This is a genomic window from Streptomyces sp. ICC4 (assembly GCF_003287915.1).
GTDB classification, from domain to species: Bacteria; Actinomycetota; Actinomycetes; order Streptomycetales; family Streptomycetaceae; genus Streptomyces; species Streptomyces tritrimontium.
This window is the reverse complement of record NZ_CP030286.1, coordinates 8,685,178-8,702,249: the sequence shown is the minus strand read 5'-3', so window position 1 is coordinate 8,702,249 and position 17,072 is coordinate 8,685,178. Positions and strand designations below refer to the sequence as shown.

At 71.8% G+C, this 17,072-nt stretch carries 14 protein-coding genes and 3 pseudogenes; 11 read left to right on the top strand and 6 right to left on the bottom strand.

Annotated elements, in window-relative coordinates; all coding sequences use genetic code 11:
• The first annotated feature begins 223 nt into the window (after positions 1-223).
• A complete protein-coding gene (locus DRB89_RS40980; RefSeq protein WP_112449407.1) occupies positions 224-1,312 on the top strand; it encodes a substrate-binding domain-containing protein in 1,089 nt (362 codons plus the stop codon).
• 236 nt (positions 1,313-1,548) lie between these two features.
• Here DRB89_RS40980 and DRB89_RS45615 read toward each other — a convergent pair.
• Positions 1,549-1,683 (bottom strand): annotated as a pseudogene (locus DRB89_RS45615) (homocysteine S-methyltransferase family protein); the annotation flags it as partial.
• A 192-nt stretch (positions 1,684-1,875) separates the two neighbouring features.
• Here DRB89_RS45615 and DRB89_RS46190 point away from each other — a divergent pair.
• On the top strand, positions 1,876-2,004 hold the full coding sequence (locus tag DRB89_RS46190; RefSeq protein WP_275435589.1) for a hypothetical protein: 129 nt from the start codon (positions 1,876-1,878) through the stop codon (positions 2,002-2,004).
• A gap of 122 nt (positions 2,005-2,126) precedes the next feature.
• A complete protein-coding gene (locus tag DRB89_RS40970) occupies positions 2,127-2,984 on the top strand; it encodes a fumarylacetoacetate hydrolase family protein (RefSeq protein WP_112452922.1) in 858 nt (285 codons plus the stop codon).
• 107 nt (positions 2,985-3,091) lie between these two features.
• On the opposite strand, the gene DRB89_RS40965 is transcribed toward DRB89_RS40970, so the two are convergent.
• Positions 3,092-4,186 carry a Gfo/Idh/MocA family oxidoreductase gene (locus DRB89_RS40965; protein WP_112454411.1) on the bottom strand — a complete coding sequence of 365 codons (1,095 nt, stop codon included), beginning with the start codon at positions 4,184-4,186 and terminating at the stop codon, positions 3,092-3,094.
• 56 nt (positions 4,187-4,242) lie between these two features.
• Between DRB89_RS40965 and DRB89_RS45610 the strand changes: the two are divergent.
• The 3 genes and pseudogenes from DRB89_RS45610 to DRB89_RS40950 form a co-directional block, all read left to right on the top strand.
• Positions 4,243-4,641, top strand: a pseudogene (locus DRB89_RS45610) (MarR family transcriptional regulator); the annotation flags it as partial.
• A 704-nt stretch (positions 4,642-5,345) separates the two neighbouring features.
• Positions 5,346-6,599: an MFS transporter gene (locus DRB89_RS40955; RefSeq protein WP_112452907.1), complete on the top strand. Its 1,254-nt coding sequence runs from the start codon at positions 5,346-5,348 to the stop codon at positions 6,597-6,599.
• 163 nt (positions 6,600-6,762) lie between these two features.
• On the top strand, positions 6,763-7,689 hold the full coding sequence (locus DRB89_RS40950) for a 5'/3'-nucleotidase SurE (RefSeq protein ID WP_112452906.1): 927 nt from the start codon (positions 6,763-6,765) through the stop codon (positions 7,687-7,689).
• 128 nt (positions 7,690-7,817) lie between these two features.
• Here the strand turns inward: DRB89_RS40950 and DRB89_RS40945 are convergent, their stop codons facing one another.
• Positions 7,818-8,564, bottom strand: coding sequence for a GntR family transcriptional regulator (locus tag DRB89_RS40945; RefSeq protein WP_112452931.1), 747 nt, complete (start codon positions 8,562-8,564; stop codon positions 7,818-7,820).
• 279 nt (positions 8,565-8,843) lie between these two features.
• Here DRB89_RS40945 and DRB89_RS40940 point away from each other — a divergent pair, with 279 nt between their 5' ends.
• From DRB89_RS40940 to DRB89_RS40930, 3 genes and pseudogenes are all read left to right on the top strand, one after another.
• Positions 8,844-9,974, top strand: coding sequence for an extracellular solute-binding protein (locus DRB89_RS40940; RefSeq protein ID WP_204358120.1), 1,131 nt, complete (start codon positions 8,844-8,846; stop codon positions 9,972-9,974).
• A complete protein-coding gene (locus DRB89_RS40935; protein WP_112463741.1) occupies positions 9,974-10,894 on the top strand; it encodes an ABC transporter permease subunit in 921 nt (306 codons plus the stop codon). The genes DRB89_RS40940 and DRB89_RS40935 overlap by 1 nt, the downstream gene beginning before the upstream one ends.
• Positions 10,882-10,989, top strand: a pseudogene (locus tag DRB89_RS40930) (IS5/IS1182 family transposase); the annotation flags it as partial. The gene DRB89_RS40935 and the pseudogene DRB89_RS40930, both read left to right, overlap by 13 nt.
• A gap of 396 nt (positions 10,990-11,385) precedes the next feature.
• Here the strand turns inward: DRB89_RS40930 and DRB89_RS43485 are convergent.
• The 3 genes from DRB89_RS43485 to DRB89_RS40920 all read right to left on the bottom strand — a co-directional run bounded on the left by DRB89_RS43485 (position 11,386) and on the right by DRB89_RS40920 (position 14,863).
• Positions 11,386-11,640, bottom strand: a complete 255-nt coding sequence (locus tag DRB89_RS43485) for a hypothetical protein (protein ID WP_162688943.1) — start codon at positions 11,638-11,640, stop codon at positions 11,386-11,388.
• Positions 11,637-13,727, bottom strand: a complete 2,091-nt coding sequence (locus tag DRB89_RS40925; protein ID WP_239516645.1) for an RHS repeat-associated core domain-containing protein — start codon at positions 13,725-13,727, stop codon at positions 11,637-11,639. Before DRB89_RS40925 ends, DRB89_RS43485 begins: the two co-directional genes overlap by 4 nt.
• A gap of 353 nt (positions 13,728-14,080) precedes the next feature.
• On the bottom strand, positions 14,081-14,863 hold the full coding sequence (locus DRB89_RS40920) for an IclR family transcriptional regulator (protein ID WP_112452850.1): 783 nt from the start codon (positions 14,861-14,863) through the stop codon (positions 14,081-14,083).
• Between the two features lie 158 nt (positions 14,864-15,021).
• Here DRB89_RS40920 and DRB89_RS40915 point away from each other — a divergent pair, with 158 nt between their 5' ends.
• Positions 15,022-16,545 carry an aldehyde dehydrogenase (NADP(+)) gene (locus tag DRB89_RS40915; protein WP_112463739.1) on the top strand — a complete coding sequence of 508 codons (1,524 nt, stop codon included), beginning with the start codon at positions 15,022-15,024 and terminating at the stop codon, positions 16,543-16,545.
• A 241-nt stretch (positions 16,546-16,786) separates the two neighbouring features.
• Positions 16,787-17,008 carry a hypothetical protein gene (locus DRB89_RS40910; RefSeq protein WP_112452852.1) on the top strand — a complete coding sequence of 74 codons (222 nt, stop codon included), beginning with the start codon at positions 16,787-16,789 and terminating at the stop codon, positions 17,006-17,008.
• The last annotated feature ends 64 nt before the right edge of the window (positions 17,009-17,072 follow it).

Here is a 17,072-nt window from a genome sequence, read left to right as displayed (position 1 = left end):
CTGACTCCCGGGAGAGGTCGAGATGCTGCGGTGAGGTGCGGGACGTGGCCGAATATATGAACGCGCGGTCTGTGCCGTCAATGACCGGTTGATCGGAATCGATCGAATCGATCGTTTCGGCTCACTATGATGGATCCGAGCACCTCACGCACACGCACCTCACTCACACGCACCGCGCAGACCGCACTACTCAGACCGCAGACCGCAGACCGCAGGGGGAACCTTGAGACCGCATGTAGACCAGCGCCGGGCCCGGGTACGCGCACTCGTCCAGGCCCGGGGCAGTGTGCGCGTGGCGGACCTGGCCCGGGAGCTCGGCGTCTCCCCGGTGACCCTGCGGCGGGACATCGAGGCGATGGCGGCGCGGGGCGAGATCCAGCGGATGCACGGGGTGGTCAGCCGGCCGCAGGCGGGCCCGGCCGGTCCGGACCACGCGGGTGGTGGCGGGTGCGGCCGCGACGGCAGCGGGCTGGTGATCGGGATGGTGGTGCCGACCACCGAGTACTACTACGGCGACGTCGTACGGGGAGCGCGCGAGGCGGTCGAAGCGCGGGGGGCGCGCCTCACCGTCGGGCTGACCCGGTACCTGCCGGGCGAGGACCGGACCCAGGCGGACCGGCTGCTGTCCACGGGTGCGCACGGACTGCTGCTGACCCCGAACTGGGACGCCGGGTCGCCGGGTCCCGGCGAGGGGGCGTGGACGGCGGAGCTCCCCGTGCCGACGGTCCTCGTGGAACGGTGGGCGCCGCCGGGACATCCGGCCGCCTCGCTGGACCGGGTGGCGTCCGACCACGCGCACGGCGCGGCGCGGGCGGTGCAGCACCTGGCCGGGATGGGGCACCGGCGGATCGCGCTGGCCAGCCGCCGGACGCCGACGTCGGCGCGGCTGCGCGCCGGGTTCGAGGCGGCCGTGGCCGTGCTCGGGCTGGAGCCGGCGCCGCCGTGGCCCGGTCCGGAGGCGCTTTCGGAGGCGGAGGCGTTCGCGCGCACGCTGGACTACCTGTGCGCGGCGGTGGCGGAGGGCGGGGTGAGCGCCGCCCTGATCCACAGCGACACGGACGCGATCATGCTGATCCCCCGGCTCCAGGCCCGGGGCGTGCGGGTGCCGGAGGACCTTGCGGTGATCACCTACGACGACGAGGTGGCCGGGCTGGCCGACGTCCCGCTGTCGGCGGTGGCCCCGGCCAAGCGCGAGGTCGGGGCGCGGGCGGCCGGACTGCTGCTGGACCTGGTGGAGGGCGGTGCGGCGGCCGCCGAGGGGCGCGCGCGTCAGCACCTGGAACTGCTTCCCCGGCTGACGATTCGCCCGTAGGGGGGCGGTGGGCAGGTCCCGGCCGACTGTTTCGATCGAATCGCGCATTCGCCCTTGACCTCGTGGTCTTCCGCGCAAAAGGATGGGGCCCTCGCGACCGGCCGCGCGTCCCCCGCCCCCCCGGACCCCCCCCCCCCCCCGTCTTCGCCTTTGTTTGTTGCCCCCCCCCCCCGGTCCCCCTCCCTCGCCGCCCGGACGGCCAGGCCCCCGCTGCGGCGCCGCAGGGCCGGGGTGCGCTCCGGCCCATGGCCGTGGCGGGCGAAGGCGGCGTAGCCCACCTGGTAGCTCGCGGTGATCAGCACCTGCGCGCCCGCCCGCGCGTACGCGGCGTGCGCGGCCGCCACCTGCTCGGGCCGCTCGGCGAGCACGCGGCCCAGGCCGGCGGGGCCGGGCGGGCCGGGGACGAGGTCGCCGCGGCGATGGCCGGGGTGAGCGCCGAGCAGCGCGAGGTCATGCGCAAGCTGGGCGGCGTACTGCCCCTGCTGTCCTTCGGGACGCTGGTCACCGCCGCCCTGGTGCCGCTGGCCGCCGGGCTGTACCTGGTCACCACCACCGCCTGGTCGGTGGCCGAGCGGATCTGGCTCCAGCACCGCAAGGACCGGGCCGCCGAGCGGGAGGTGGAGCGGGCCGCACAGCGGGACGCGGAGCGGGCCGAGCAGGAGATCGCCGGAGCGGGGCGTTCCAGTCTGTGAACTGGGTCTTGCGGATTGGGCCGACTTCTTGGAGGATCGACCAATCCTCCGATGGCCGCAACCCATCGGCCGGCCCGGGGCACGCCCATGGGCCGACCACCCACGACCACGGGAGAATGCCCATGAAGCTGCTGCGTGTAGGACCCGTCGGGTCGGAGCGCCCCGCGCTGCTCGATCAGGACGGGACCCTGCGGGACCTGTCCGGCCTGATCACGGATGTGGACGGCGCGCTGCTCGCCGACGACTCCGTGCTGTCCCGGGTACGGGACGCGGCCGAGTCCGGTGAGCTCCCGGTGCTGGACGCCGAGGGTCTGCGGATCGGGTCCGCCGTCGGCCGCATAGGCAAGGTCGTGGGCATCGGCCTGAACTACCACGGGCACGCGGCCGAGGTCGGCGCCGAGGCGCCGGCCGAGCCGATCCTCTTCCTCAAGGCCTCCGACACCGTGGTCGGCCCCGACGACACCGTGCTGGTGCCGCGCGGCAGCGTCAAGACCGACTGGGAGGCCGAGCTCGGCGTCGTCATCGGCAGCACCGCCCGCTACCTGGCCTCCGCCGAGGAGGGCCTCGCGCACGTCGGCGGGTACGTGCTGGTCAACGACGTGACCGAGCGAGCCTTCCAGAACGAGCGCGGCGGCACCTGGGACAAGGGCAAGAACTGCGAGACCTTCACGCCGCTCGGCCCCTGGCTGGTCACCGCCGACGAGGTCCCGGACCCGCAGGTCCTCGACGTCAAGCTGTGGGTCAACGGCGAGCTCAAGCAGGACGGCCACACCTCGGACCAGATCTTCCCGGTCGGCGAGGTCGTGCGGTACGTGAGCCAGTTCATGACCCTGTACCCGGGCGACGTCCTGATCACCGGCACCCCGGCCGGCGTGGCCGCGGGCCAGCCGGAGCCGAAGCCGTTCCTGCGGGCCGGCGACGTGGTGGAGCTGGAGATCGACGGCCTCGGCCGTCAGCGCCAGGAGTTCAAGAGCGCTTAGGGCGCTTAGGGCGCGTAGGGCGCGTTGCGGAAGGGGCGGTGCCGTCGTCGACGGCGCCGCCCCTTTCCCGTCGGATCCCGGCCGGCAGACTGCGGGCCCCGGCGGGGTCAGAGCTCCACCGTCACTCCGTCCCTCGACGACTTGCGCGCCGCCTCCAGCACGTCCAGGCACTGCGCCGCCTCCAGCGCCGTGACCGGGGCCGGCCCGCCGCCGCGCAGCGCGGCGGCCACGGCCGCGTAGTACGCCGGGTAGTCGCCCGGCACCGTCGGCACCGGCAGGCCGCCGCCGGTCAGCGGGGACTCCCCGGAGCCCAGCCGGCCCCACAGGTGCTCGGGCTCCTCGCCCCACGTGCGGTCGGGGTCGCCCGGTCGCAGCCCGTCGCGCAGTGCGCCCTCCTGGGGGTCGAGCCCGTACTTGACGTAGCCCGCGCGGGAGCCGAGCACCCGGAACCGCGGCCCCAGCTGGGCCGTGGTGGCGCTGACGTACAGGTGCGAGCGGACCCCGCTCGCGTGCGTGACGGCGATGAAGGTGTCGTCGTCGGCCTCCGCGCCCGGGCGGCGCACGTCGGCCTCGGCGTAGACCCGTACGGCCGGGCCGAACAGCACCAGCGCCTGGTCGACGACGTGGCTGCCGAGGTCGTACAGCAGCCCGCCGATCTCCTCCGGCGCGCCCGATTCCCGCCAGCCGCCCTTGAGCTGCGGGCGCCAGCGCTCGAAGCGGGACTCGAAGCGCTGGACGTCGCCCAGCTCGCCGTCGGCGAGGAGGCGGCGCAGCGTGAGGAAGTCGTTGTCCCAGCGGCGGTTCTGGAAGACGGACAGGAAGGTCCCGGTCCGGTCGGAGAGCCAGGCCAGTTCGCGCGCCTCGGCGGCGGTGGCGGCGAGCGGCTTGTCCACGACCACCGGGACGCCGGCGGTGAGGGCGGCGGTGGCGAGCGGGACGTGCGTCTTGTTGGGGGAGGCGATGACGACCAGGTCGAGGGCGGGGGACCGGCCCCGGTCCCACAGCTCGGCGGCGCTGCCGGTGATCCGGACGTCCGGGTGGGCCTCGCGCACCTGGGCGGCGCGGCCCGGGTCCGAGGTGACGACGGTGTCGAGGACGAGGCCTTCGGTCGCGGACACGAGCGGGGCGTGGAAGACGGAACCGGCGAGTCCGTAGCCGATGAGTCCGACGCGGAGGGGGGTGGCGGGGGCGGTGTCGTTCATGGCGACCACTTTGGCAACAGTGTTGCCTAAGTGCAAGGAGGGTGGACAATGGGCAGGTGGACAGGGGTAGCGGTAGCGGTGGCGGGGACAAGGGCGGCGGCGTGAACCTGCCGCTGCTGCGCGGGCACAACGACGCGCGGGTGCTGGACCTGCTGCGCGCCGCCGGCCCCGGGGGCCTGGGCCGCGCGGACCTCGCGGACCGTACGGGGCTCACCCCGCAGGCCGTCAGCAAGATCACGGCACGGCTCCGGGGCGACGGGCTGGTGGCCGACGCCGGGCGCGAGGCGTCCACGGGCGGCAAGCCGCGCACGCTGCTGAAACTGGTGCGGGAGGCGCGGTACGCGGTCGGGGTGCATCTGGACCGCGACGAGCTCACGGCGGTACGGGTGGACCTCGCCGGTCGCGTCGTCGCCGACTGGCGGGGTCCGCTGGACTTCGGGGCCGGTCCGGACGTGGCGGTGGAGGAGGCGGTACGGGCGGTCCATCGGGTGTGCGGTGGGTCGGGTGGTGTGGGTGGTGGTGGTGTCGGTGGGCCGGTGCTCGGGGTCGGTGTGACCGGGCTCTTCCGGAGCGCGGCGGCGGGGCCGTCGCGGTGCGGCACGGAGTATTGCGGAAGCGTGACCACCGCCACAAGTGCAAGAGCCTTTTCGGACGGCTCGGACCCGGCCCGTGGCCCCATCCAGTTGGTTACACGTGATCCACCTGGCCTTCGTCCGTGGGTCACGATCTGTACGGAGACCCGCGTCAACCCTTGGCTAGAGCCGGGATCGAGTGCTACACAGTGTCCAAGCACCGCAAGTGACACGTGTAACAACCTCGCGTAAACCGCACCGCACCGCACCCGCATTGCCTCCGCACCGCAACACCACCGCACCGCACCGGCACTGCACCCGCACCGCATCGCAGCGCATCCGCATTGCGCCACCACCGCACCGCACCCGCACTGCACCCGCACCCGCACCGCACCCGCTTCCGACCGCAGGCACCGCACGCACCGCGCCCAGCACCCGCACCGCGTCAGCCGCACCGCGCTCGGCACGGCCCTCCCCGGCGACGCCCCCGTGCGCGACAGCACCCCCGGCGTCTCCGTCCTCCCCGCGCACCGCATTCCGGCGGTCCCCCCACGCCACCTCCCCGCTCCGTCCCCCGAGGAGTCGTCATGGCCACGAACGAGATCATCGACCCGCCCGTTCCGGCGGATCCCGAACCTTCCCGCGGACGCGGGCTCCTGCTCCTCCTGCTGGTCGCGAACTCCGCGATGATGGCCGTCTACATGGGTGTCGGCTCCGTCCTGCTGCCCACCCAGATCGAGGCCATCGCCGGCGATGACAAGGTCGCCGTCCTGGGCCTGATCGGCGGCATCAGCGCGATCTTCGCGACCGCCTTCAACCCGATCGCCGGCGCCCTCTCCGACCGCAGCGGCCGGCGCAACCCCTGGGTGCTGGGGGGCGCCCTCGCCTCGCTCGCCGGCCTCGCCCTCGTCGGCAGCGTCAGCACCGCGCTGCTCGTCGGGATCGGCTGGTGCCTGGTCCAGGCGACCATGAACGTCTACCAGGCCGCCGTCACCGCGATCGTGCCCGACCGCGTCCCCGCCGCCCGGCGCGGCACCGCGTCCGCACTGGTCGGACTGGGCCTGCCCATCGGCGGCACGGTCGGCGTGCTGATCGCCTCCCAGACCGCGGACCACCTGCGCACCGGCTACCTCATCTTCGGCGGGGTCATCGCCGGGGCCGCGCTGCTGCTCACCACCTTCTGCCGGGACGTACCGCGCCCCGAGGTCGCCGCGGACGCGCCCGCCGCCCCCAAGGGGGCCCAGCTCAAGGCCTTCCTCTCGGCGCTCGCCAACCACGACTTCCGGTGGGCCTTCATCGGGCGGGCCCTGATGGTCCTCGGCTACTTCTCGGTCGTCGGCTACCAGCTCTACATCCTGGGCGACCACATCAGCCTCCCCGACGGGCTGACCCCGCCCGCCGCGATGGCCGTGCTCACCCCCGTCTCGATGGTCGCGATGGCCGTCTCCACGGTGGTCGGCGGACTGCTGTCCGACCGCTGGAACCGCCGCAAGGTGTTCGTCGGCGTCTCCGCGGCCCTCGCCGGGCTGGTCATGGTGGTCCCCGTCATCAGCCCGACGTGGACGGGCATGATCGTCTTCAGCGCGCTCAACGGCCTCGCCTTCGGATGCTTCATGGCCGTCGACACCGCGCTCGTCACCCTGGTGCTGCCCCGGGCCGAGGACGCCGCCCGCGACATGGGCGTCCTGAACATCGCGAACGCCGGGCCGCAGATCATCGCCCCGTTCGTGGCCTCCGCGGTCGTCACGACCCTGGGCGGATACACCCCGCTGTTCCTGGTCGGCGGCGCCCTCTCGCTGATCGGCGCGCTGGCGATCCTCCCGATCCGCAGCGTGCGCTGATCCGCTGGCGCCCCAAAGTCTCCGGGCCGTCTTTCCTGCCCCTGGGCGGCGGCCCGGTCCGCGCTCCGGCGGGCTCGCGCCGAGGGTCGCGCGCCCGCCGGTCCCCACCCCTTCCCGGCCCTCACTCCTTTCCGACTCCATCCCCTCTCCCAAGGAGCGTTCCGTGCAACGCAAGCGAGTTCTGCCGTTGGCCGCCCTGCTGCTGTGCGCCCCCGCCCTCGCCGGTACGGTGCCCGCCGCCGCGGCCGTGCCGCAGGCCGGCCCGGTGCCCGCCCCCGTACCCGCGCGCCAGCTGCGGATCCTGCTCACCAACGACGACGGCTACAACGCGCCCGGCATCCGCCTGGCCTTCGAGCGGCTCACCGCCGCCGGGCACGACGTCACCATCGTCGCCCCGCTCACCAACCAGAGCGGCGCGGGCACGAAGACCTCGAACGCCCCGTCCATCGCCGTGCGCCACCCCGAGCCGAAGGTGTGGGCCGTCGACGGATCCCCCGGCGACTCGGTGGGCTTCGGACTCTCCGAGGTGTTCGAGGGGAACGCGCCCGATCTCGTCGTGTCGGGCACCAACTTCGGCCCGAACGTCGCCGCCCTCGCCTCCCACTCCGGCACGGTCGGCGGCGCCGTCGCCGCACTGGACGCCGGGATCCCCGCCATCGCGCTGAGCACCGGCGGTGTCGCGGCTCCCGATCCCGTGACCACCGTCAACGCGATGGGGCCGACGCTCGACTTCGCCGTCAAGCTGATCGACCGGCTGCGCTCGCGGGCCCGCTCCGGCCCCCTGCTGCCCATGGGTGTCGGCCTCAACGTCAACCACCCCGTCATCGGCGCCGACGGCAAGGGCACCCCGGCCGGGGTGGCGACCACCTTCCAGGACGCGCAGGCGCTGCTGAAGGCCGACTTCACCGATGCCGGCGACGGCACCTGGAAGGTCGGCGTGAAGGTGGACCTGCGGACCCCGGCCCGGGGCAGCGACGTGGAAGCCGTGAGCGCCGGGAAGATCGCGGTCAGCCCGATGAACGCCGACTGGAACACCGGACCGGTCGACTTCGCCGTCACCGCCGCCCTGCTCGCGGGCCTGCGCCCGTAGGCCGTCGGGCCGTCCCTCACGCGACGCCCCTCCGGGGGCGGGGCGCGCCGCCACGGCGCGCTCCGCCTCCTCCCGCTCCGCCTCCTCCCGCTCCGCCTCCTCCCGCTCCGCCCGCCCTTCGCCGGGCTTCAGCCCTCGCCGGCCCGTCGCTCCAGCGGAGTTGCTACTGCCGAGTTGTTCACACTGAAGGTGACACTGCCCGCCCGGTAGCGGTCGTCGGACCACTCGATCGGGCGACCCGTGCGGGTCGCGGAGACGTGCCGCTGGCGCAAAAGCGGGCTGCCGCGCCGGATTTCCAGCAGCCGGGCGTCCTCGCTGCCGGCGGGCAGCGCGTCGATGAGGTGCTCGCCGTAGTGGGCGACGATTCCGGAGCCGTCCGCCAGGCCGTCCATCACCGAGCGGCAGTCCTCGGGCATCGCCTCGACCGCCGCCGCGACCCAGTCGGCGTAGGCCGTCCGCTCGACCATCGTCGGCTCCCCGTCGAGCAGCCGCAGCCGCAGCACGGCCAGGACCTCCGTACCGGGTGCCAGTGCGAGGCGCTCCGCCTCCTCGGCCGTGGCGGGGCGGCGGGCGCGCGACAGGAACCGGCTCTGCGCCCGGTGGCCGACCCCTTCGGCCCACTGGGCGAAGCTGTTGAGCTCCCCGAAGCTGTGCTTGCGCTCGTGGCGCAGGACGATCCTGCGGGCCCCCTGCCGGGAGCCGATGAGCCCCTCGGCGGCGAGCGTGGCCACGGCCTGGCGGACGGTCCCGCGCGAGGCCGACCAGCGGGCGGCCAGGTCGCTCTCCGAGGGCAGTTGGGCGCCCACGGGGTACTCGCCGGAGAGGATCGCCCGGCGCAGCGCCTCGGCGATCTCCAGATACCGCACCGTTCCCATGCCGTCCCCGTCCCCGTGCCGTCCGTCGTCGTGGTGCCCGCCAGCCTAGGCGCCGCACCGGGCTCCGAAGATCATCATGCGGGTGGTCCGTCACGGTCGGATCCGGCCATTCACGGTCTTCGTCGAGACGTGGACCGCGCGACAGCCGCCGTTCACCGTCCGTACAGGGCCCCAGGGCGAACTGGAGCCAACTTGTTCAGACAAGTGAACCCCCTGCCATGGATCCAGTCTCCGGGAGAGACCGTGCTCAGTTCCTCCGCCCGTCGCGGTGCGGCCGTTCTGCTCAGCGCCGCCGTGCTCACCACGCTCAGCGCCTGCGGCGCCGCACCCGACCCGAAGGCCGGCGCCGCCGCCGACGGCAAGAACAAGACCCAGCCCGGCGCCGCCACCTCGGTCGCCGACTTCGGCGGCCTGGAGGGCCTCGTCGCGGCCGCTGAGAAGGAGGGCGAGCTCAACGTCATCGCGCTGCCCGCGGACTGGGCGAACTACGGCGAGATCCAGAAGGCGTTCCAGGCCAAGTACCCCAAGGTCAAGATCAACGCCGAGAACCCGGACGCCTCCAGCGCCGACGAGATCGCGGCCGTCAAGTCCCGCAAGGGCCAGACCCGCGCCCCCGACGTCCTGGACCTCGGCATCGCCTTCGCCCGCAGCGGCGCCGCCGAGAACCTCTTCGCCCCGTACAAGGTCACCGCCTGGGACAAGATCCCCGCCTCCCAGAAGGACGCGGACGCCCGCTGGTACAACGACTACGGCGGCTACGTCTCCATCGGCTGCGACGCCGCCCGCATCCCGAACTGCCCGAAGTCCTTCGCCGACCTGGCCAAGCCCGAGTACAAGGGCAAGGTCGCCCTCAACGGCAACCCGACCAAGTCCGGCTCCGCCTTCGGCGGCGTCTACGCGGCCGCCCTCGCCAACAAGGGCTCCTTCGGCGACATCCAGCCCGGCATCGACTTCTTCGGACAGCTGAAGAAGAGCGGCAACTTCATCCCCGTCGAGTCCACCCCGGCCACCGTCGAGAAGGGCGAGACGCCCATCTCGATCGACTGGGACTACCTGAACGCCGGCTACGCCGATCAGTTCAAGGGCAAGGGCGTCGACTGGAAGGTCGCCATCCCCACCGACGGCGTCTACGCCCAGTACTACTCGCAGGCCATCAACAAGGATGCCCCGCACCCGGCGGCCTCCCGCCTGTGGATGGAGTTCCTGTACAGCGCCGAGGGCCAGAACCTGTGGCTGAAGGGCTACGCCCGCCCCGTGCTGCTGCCCGCCATGACCCAGGACGGCACCGTCGACAAGGACGCCGTCACCAAGCTCCCGCAGGTCCAGGGCGCCCCTGCCTTCCCGGCTTCCACCGAGCTGGACAAGGCCAAGGCGACCCTCTCCGAGAAGTGGGACAAGGCCCTCAGCTGATGTCCGCCTCCACCTCCACCCCCCACACGAAGGGGACCGCCGGCGGCACCACCAGCCGCCGCCGGCGGCGCGGCCCGCGCACCTGGCTCGCCGCCCTCCCCCTCCTCGCCTTCACCGGGCTCTGCTTCGGCATCCCGCTGGGCGCCATCGCCTTCGGCGCCGTCACCCGCACCGACCCGGTCGGCGGCGCCACCGAACTGACGGGAGAGCACCTCGCGCGCTCCCTCCAGGGCCCCTACCTCGGCTCGCTCGTCGGCAGCGTGCAGCTCTCCTCGCTCACCGCGCTCGTGGCCGGCGTGCTCGGCGTCCTCATCGCGCAGGCCGTCGTCACCTCCCGCTCGCGGACCCTGCGCGGCGCGGCACTGACCGCCTCGGGAGTCCTCGCCAACTTCGGCGGGGTCCCGCTCGCCTTCGCGTTCATCGCCACCGTCGGCATCTCCGGAGTCGTCACCCAGCTCGCCGACCTGACCGGTCTCGGCTGGAACCTCTACTCCTTCACCGGCCTCACCGTGGTCTACCTCTACTTCCTGACCCCGCTCATGGTGCTGGTCATCGTCCCCGCGCTCGACGGCCTGCGCCCCCAGTGGCGCGAGGCCGCCCAGAACAACGGGGCGAGCGGATGGCAGTTCTGGCGCCACGTCGGCCTGCCCGTCCTCGCGCCCTCCCTGCTCGGCGGATTCGTGCTGCTCTTCGGCACCGCCTTCGCCGCGCACGCCACCGCCGCCGCGCTCGTGGGCGGCTCCGTCCCCCTGGTCACGCTCAAGATCGCGGACGCCCTGTCCGGGAACGTGCTGACCGGCCAGGAGAACGTGGCCCTGGCCCTCGGCCTCGACATGATCGTGATCGCCGGCCTGGTCATGGCGGTCTACCTGCCCCTCCAGCGACGGAGCGCCCGATGGCTGCGATCATGGCCGTGCTGAAGGGTTGGCGCCTCCTACGGAAGCTCCGCTGCAGCACCAACCGGATCACCGACATCGTGAAGGCCGTCCTCGTCCTCCACCACGCCTCAACATGAGGTTGGAAAAGGCTCAGTGGCACGGCGGAGGCCCAGCAGGGAACTGTTCCGAATGCCCGGTGGATATCGTGACTGCCAACGAACACAGCACTGGCCGGAACGGTGGACATCGTCGGGGACGGCGGCGCATGAGGAACGTAGGGGACCCGAGTTTGCCAACTCGGGCGGGCATCGCGACGCCCGGCAGGGACAAGTCCCTGCCGGGCGTCGCGATGGGCGCACCAGCTACAGCGTGGGGTTGTGGCCTGTCCAACTTGCGGTCAGCACCATCAGGTTGGAAGGGGCTTAATGACGCTTACCCTGAGCCCTTGTTGTAAATGGGAATTGAGTCCGCAGGAAAGAACCCGAACCTACTCGCAAGCCCTCGAGGATTAATCAGATCTCACGAAGAAGTAGCTACGCCTTCCAAGGCGGCTGCTCGAACCTGCAGTAGCCGGTTTCCAGATCGACCAGGATTGGAACATTTCCACCAATTCGGTATGGCTTCCCGTTCGGGGATACTCCTCTCGCTGGATAGGAGAAGACGATATTTCCTGGAGATGCGAACTTTTCAGAGATCTCGATCTCGCAGCCCCACTCGTCCCATTTTTCGATGTTGGATCTCCCAAACTGCTCCGCAATTTCCCTCGCTTGGTGCTCCTCAATCGTCAATTCTTGCCGCCTCCCGTATACATGAAGTCCATGTAGCCCATGTGCTGCCATGACAGGTCTGCGTACCCGCCAGCCTGCCCGTCCAGGAACTTAATGTTACCTCCATCGTTCACCGCGTTGAAGAAGTGGCCCCAGTCAACGCCCCCCTTGCTATCGACTGTGAAGCCGTAGACTATGCCGCGTGCCCCATTCCCGCGTTCGAGCAATTCGCGCGAAATGTCATCTCGTCCTTTAGTCGAACGAAATAGGGAACCAAAGTGGGCTTCCAGGTCACTGGCGTCGGTCAGGGGGCCGGGACCGGCAGTTGCGTTCTTGCCCTGTAGGCGAAGGTCGGTCGCAATCGAACATTTTGCGCAATTTGTATTTGATCCAGTCGGATTGACTGACCTGAGGGTTCCGCCTGGCCTCGGAAGACTGCCGCCTGCTGCACCTCCGGTTGCCAGTTCGGTGAAGGTCTCCGCGCATCCTGCTGGGTTGAACAGGCAGGCGGCCAAGATTTCTGGTCCTATTGCGAAAACGACTGGTGCCACTGCTACGCCGCCGGCGACAACTGCGGCGCCGTAGACGATGGTGCAGGTAGTTGTGGTCTGGCAGCCCTGTGAGGGGACTGATTCATTGACCCAGGTGCCGGCTACATAGTGCGGCCCTACAGGGGTACCCGCGGCGCCCTTGCCACTCCCGCGTCCCGGCGGTCCACCTTGCCCGCCGCAGTTGATGCCTGTGGAGTAGTTGCAAACGGGGGATTTGGTCTTCGTTTTAGTCGGGGTGGTTGAGCGGCTTGAGCCGCTACCTCCGCGGCGACAGTCGGGGTCGTTCCCGCACTCGTTGGTTCCGTTACCGGTGCTGCGGTCCCCATCCTTGTTGTTGGTGCCGTCGTTGTTGTAGTCGTTTTCGTAGCAGGAGTTTCCTGAGGCGCCGCACATTTCACGCAGGCCGGTGGGGTCGGAGTATGTTGCCGGGTTGTTGTTGGCGTAGCTGTAGCCGTTGAGTGACTGGTGGAGGTCTGTGCTCAGGAGCGGGTCGATGCTGATGAACTGACCGAGGGCGGGGTCGTATTCACGTGCGCCGATGTGGGTGAGGCCGGTGCTGGTGTCCTGGGGTTTGTCGAGGAAGCGTTTGTCGTCGGGCCAGGTTGTGGTGGCGGGTCCGCGTGGGGCGCCGAAGGGGGTGGTGTACCGCTTGGACACCGTCTGGGTGTCGTCCGCGGACACGGCGAGCGAGGAGGTGCCGTGTCCGTCGCCGGCGACGAAGGACAGCTTGGCGGTGCCGGATTCGTTGGTTAGGACGGCGATTTTGGCGCCGACGATGCCGTAGGAGCGGGTGGCCCACTTCTTGGTGCCCTTGAGGTGGACTTCGTTCGCACCGGCGTAGAGGACGGTTTCGCCGGCCGGGTCGCGCCGGATGAGGAGCTGGCCGTCGGCGTCGTAGACGTAGTCGGTGGCCGTGGTGCCTTCGGTGGTCTTGGCCAACTTGCCCTCCGGACTCCAGGCGAGGGTCTGCGAGGTGGGACTGCCGGGGGTCTCGGCGCGCTTGGTGGTGTTGCCGGTCTTGTCGTAGGTGTACTGGGCGGTGAGGCCGGTGCAGGTGGCGCCGGTGGTAGTGGCCGCGAGGGCGTGCGGGCGGGCCGGGTCGTAACAGTAGGTGCGGGTCTGCGGGGTTCCGGTGTTGGTTTTCTCGGTGGCTCGCTGGCCCGACGCGGTGTACGTGTAGCTGTTCCAGTAGGGGGCGGCGCCGTCGAGGTTGGCGGCGGTGCGCCCGGCGGTCGAGCAGTCGGCGGTCTTCGGGGTCCAGGCTTCGGTCATGCGGCGCTGGGCGTCGTAGGTGAAGCACTGGTTGTCGGCCTTGGTGAATCCGCTGAGCGGGGCCGAGTCGAAGATCGACAGGACGTTGCCGGCCTGGTCGTAGTTGTAGGTCAGCTCCTGCAGCATGCCGTTGTGCGTCTGGTCGTTGACCGTCGAGCGCAGCAGGCGGCGGGTGCCCTCCTCGTAGGTGTTGCCGATGAACGTCTTGCGGACACCGGCCGCGCCGGAGCGGGCCAGGGTGACTTGGTCGACGTCGCCCAGCGGGGAGTACGCCACGTTCTGCACGTAGCCGGTCAGCCCTGTCAGCCCTGTGGGCAGGCCGAAGTCGTTGTAGTGGGTCGTGAGGATTTCGGAGGGCAGGCCGCCTGCAGCGGCGGCGGAGGTGCTTCCGAGGGTGTTGTCGAGCCGGTAGTCGGCTGTGGATTCGGTGGTGGCGGTGATGGCGCCGGGGGGGACGGGCGGGTCGTCGGCGGGGCGGGGGAGGGGGGGCGGGGTGCTGGCTCGTCTACGGCGCTGCCGGCCACAGCGAAGGGCAGGAGGGCCTTGAAGGGGAGACCCCTCCCCCGCCCGGGGGAGGAACCGGAGCCTCCGCCGCGTCACATGCGCCCCGTCACATCGGCCGCGTCACATCCACCCCGTCACATCCGCCGCGTCACCACCGACAGCCGGTCCCGTGCCTCGAACAGCGCCGCCTTGATGGCCCGTTCGTGTCCCGGCGTCAGCCGCGCCACCGGCACCGAGCAGCTCACCGCGTCCCGGGCCGGCGTCCGGTACGGCACCGCCACGCCGAAGCACCGCAGTCCGAGCGTGTTCTCCTCTCGGTCCACCGCGTACCCCTGCTCCCGCACCAGCGCCAGCTCGTCCATGAGGCGGTCCCGGTCGGTGATGGTGTGCTCGGTGACGGCCTCCAGCCGCCGCGGGAGCAGCCGCCGCACCTCCTCGTCCGTGTGCGTGGCCAGCAGCGCCTTGCCGAGAGCCGTCGAGTGCACGGGCAGCCGCCGCCCGACGCGGGTGAAGGGCCGCAGGTAGTGCTGGGACTGCCGGGTGGCCAGGTAGACCACGCTCGTCCCGTCCATGCGGGCCAGGTGGATCGTCTCCGTCGTGCCGTCGGAGAGCCGGTCCAGCGTCGGCCGCGCCGCCGCGACGACCTCGTCGCCGTCGATGTACGAGCTGCCGACGAGCAGCGCCCGCACCCCGATGCCGTACCGCGTCCCCGTCGCGTCCGTCTCCACCCAGCCCAGGTTCACCAGCGTGCGCAGCAGCATGTAGAGGCTGGACTTGGGCAGGGAGAGGTCGCTTTGGATGTCGGCGAGGCTGTGCAGCCCCGGCCGCGCCGCGAAGTGCTCCAGCAACAGGACCGTGCGCACGGCCGACTTGACGGCCGCCGGCGCACCCGAGCCCCCCGACTCAGCTGTCGTCATTCGCCTTCGTGCCCCTTTGTCTCTTGTCAACCCGGAAGATCCGGAAATAGAGTCCGCGATGGATGTGATCATTCATCCACCGGAACGGCGTTCACCATACTGAACGCATCCGCGCGGGGCAGCACAGACGGCAGCACAGATCCAGGAGGCAGTTCGCCATGGCAGCAACACCAGTCTGGAGTGTGGACCCCCGCACCGGGAAGCAGCGCGAGCAGGTTGCGGTGGAGGCCACACCCCAGGAGGTGGACGGAGCCGTGCGCGCGGCCCACGCCGCCCGCGGCGCGCTCGCGGACGCGGTCACCCGCGCCGCCTTCCTGCGCGCCGCCGCCGACCTGCTCGACGGGGCCGCCGCCCACGTCGTCGAGGCCGCCGACGCCGAGACCGCGCTGGGCCCCGGCCGGCTCACCGGCGAGCTCGCCCGCACCACCGGCCAGCTGCGCGCCTTCGCCGACGCCGTCGACGAGGGCTCCTACCTCGACATCCGCATCGACCGCGCAGACCCCCTGGCCGCCCCGCCCCGCCCCGAACTGCGCCGCTACAAGGTGCCGCTGGGCGTGGTCGCGGTCTACGCCGCCTCCAACTTCCCCCTCGCCTTCTCCGTGCCCGGCGGCGACACCGCCAGCGCGCTGGCCGCCGGCTGCCCCGTCGTGGTCAAGGCACACCTCGACCACCCGGCCACCTCCGAACTGTGCGCTTCGCTGCTGCGCCGCGCGGCCGTGGCCACCGGACTGCCGGCGGACGTCGTCTCCGTGGTGCACGGGTTCGACTCGGGACTCGAGCTGATCCGCCACCCGCTGGTCACCGCGGCCGGGTTCACCGGTTCCATCCGCGGCGGGCGGGCCCTGTTCGACGCCGCCTCCACCCGGCCCGTCCCGATCCCCTTCCACGGGGAGCTGGGTTCCCTGAACCCGGTCGTGGTCACGCCGGCGGCAGCCGTCGAGCGCGCCGAGGAGATCGGCGGCGGCCTCGCGGGCTCGGTCACGCTCGGCGTCGGCCAGTTCTGCGTCAAGCCGGGCCTGGTCCTCGTACCCGAGGGCGCGGCCGGCGACCGGCTCGCCGGGGCGCTGACCAAGGCGCTCGGGGAGACCGAGCCGGGCGTGCTGCTCGACCACCGGATGCGGGAGAACTTCGTCGCCGGCGTCCGCGAACGCGCCGCGCTGCCCGGGGTCGAGGCACCCGTCACACCCGGCTCCGGCGGCGAGCACACCGTCGGCGCGGGCTACCTCAGCGTCCCGGCGCGGACCCTGCTGGAGGGCGGCCCCTACGAGCTGCTCCTGGAGGAGTGCTTCGGCCCCGTCACCGTGCTCGCGCGGTACGCCGGCCAGGACGAGGCCGCCGCCGTGCTCGGCCTGCTCCCCGGGAACCTCACCGCGACCCTGCAGCTGTCGGCCGCCGAGGCCGACGGCGGCGAGGGGCCCGCGGCGGAGCTGGTCTCCCAGGTGACGGCGCTGGCCGGGCGGGTCGTGGTGAACGGCTGGCCGACCGGTGTGGCCGTGGCCCCGGCCCAGCACCACGGCGGCCCCTACCCGGCGGCGACCTCCCACTCCACCTCGGTCGGCGGCACCGCGATCGAGCGCTGGCTGCGTCCGGTGGCCTACCAGTCGGTGCCGGACGCCCTGCTCCCGCCGGAGCTGCGCGAGGCCAACCCGCTGGGCCTCCCGCGCCGGGTCACCGGAGCCTGAGGACCACCGTCCGTCCGCCCGACCGGGCGGACGGTCACGCGTTCACCCGGACGGGCGGGCGGCTGCCGGACAGACGGCCGCCCGCCCGCCCGTTTCAGGCCGTCACGCGTTCAGGACCCGGGCCTACTCCGCTCTCCTGCGGCTCCCGCAGGGCCGGGGCGACATGAGACCGCACCCCGGGCCTCTCGACGCCCCCGTTAATGCGTTGCCGCCCCCGCCCCGGGGGCGGCAGGCTGCGCGCATGCCGAAACCACACGGATTCTCGTACGAACAGCTGGGCGACCACACGGTCGCCATCACCCACCGGGGCCGGTCCGCGACCACCCTGCGGGGCAGCCGCGCCGACAAGTTCCTGGCCGAGGTCGAGGCCGGCGACGCGCAGCTGGTGATGGCCCGGTGGACGGGCGCCTACAAGTTCGGCAACGAGCGGATGGCCAAGAACCACCCCCGAAACCGGGGCTGAGCGGCCCGGATCCCACCCGCGCCCCGCCCGGATCGAGCCCTGTCCCTTATACACCTCTGACGCC

Bases quoted from the DNA above. Each gene is read 5' to 3' on its own strand.
- DRB89_RS40970 (WP_112452922.1), top strand. From the start codon at position 2,127: ATGAAGCTGCTGCGTGTAGGACCCGTCGGGTCGGAGCGCCCCGCGCTG.
- DRB89_RS40965 (WP_112454411.1), bottom strand. From the start codon at position 4,186: ATGAACGACACCGCCCCCGCCACCCCCCTCCGCGTCGGACTCATCGGC.
- DRB89_RS40955 (WP_112452907.1), top strand. From the start codon at position 5,346: ATGGCCACGAACGAGATCATCGACCCGCCCGTTCCGGCGGATCCCGAA.
- DRB89_RS40945 (WP_112452931.1), bottom strand. From the start codon at position 8,564: ATGGGAACGGTGCGGTATCTGGAGATCGCCGAGGCGCTGCGCCGGGCG.
- DRB89_RS40935 (WP_112463741.1), top strand. From the start codon at position 9,974: ATGTCCGCCTCCACCTCCACCCCCCACACGAAGGGGACCGCCGGCGGC.
- DRB89_RS40920 (WP_112452850.1), bottom strand. From the start codon at position 14,863: ATGACGACAGCTGAGTCGGGGGGCTCGGGTGCGCCGGCGGCCGTCAAG.
- DRB89_RS40915 (WP_112463739.1), top strand. From the start codon at position 15,022: ATGGCAGCAACACCAGTCTGGAGTGTGGACCCCCGCACCGGGAAGCAG.
- DRB89_RS40910 (WP_112452852.1), top strand. From the start codon at position 16,787: ATGCCGAAACCACACGGATTCTCGTACGAACAGCTGGGCGACCACACG.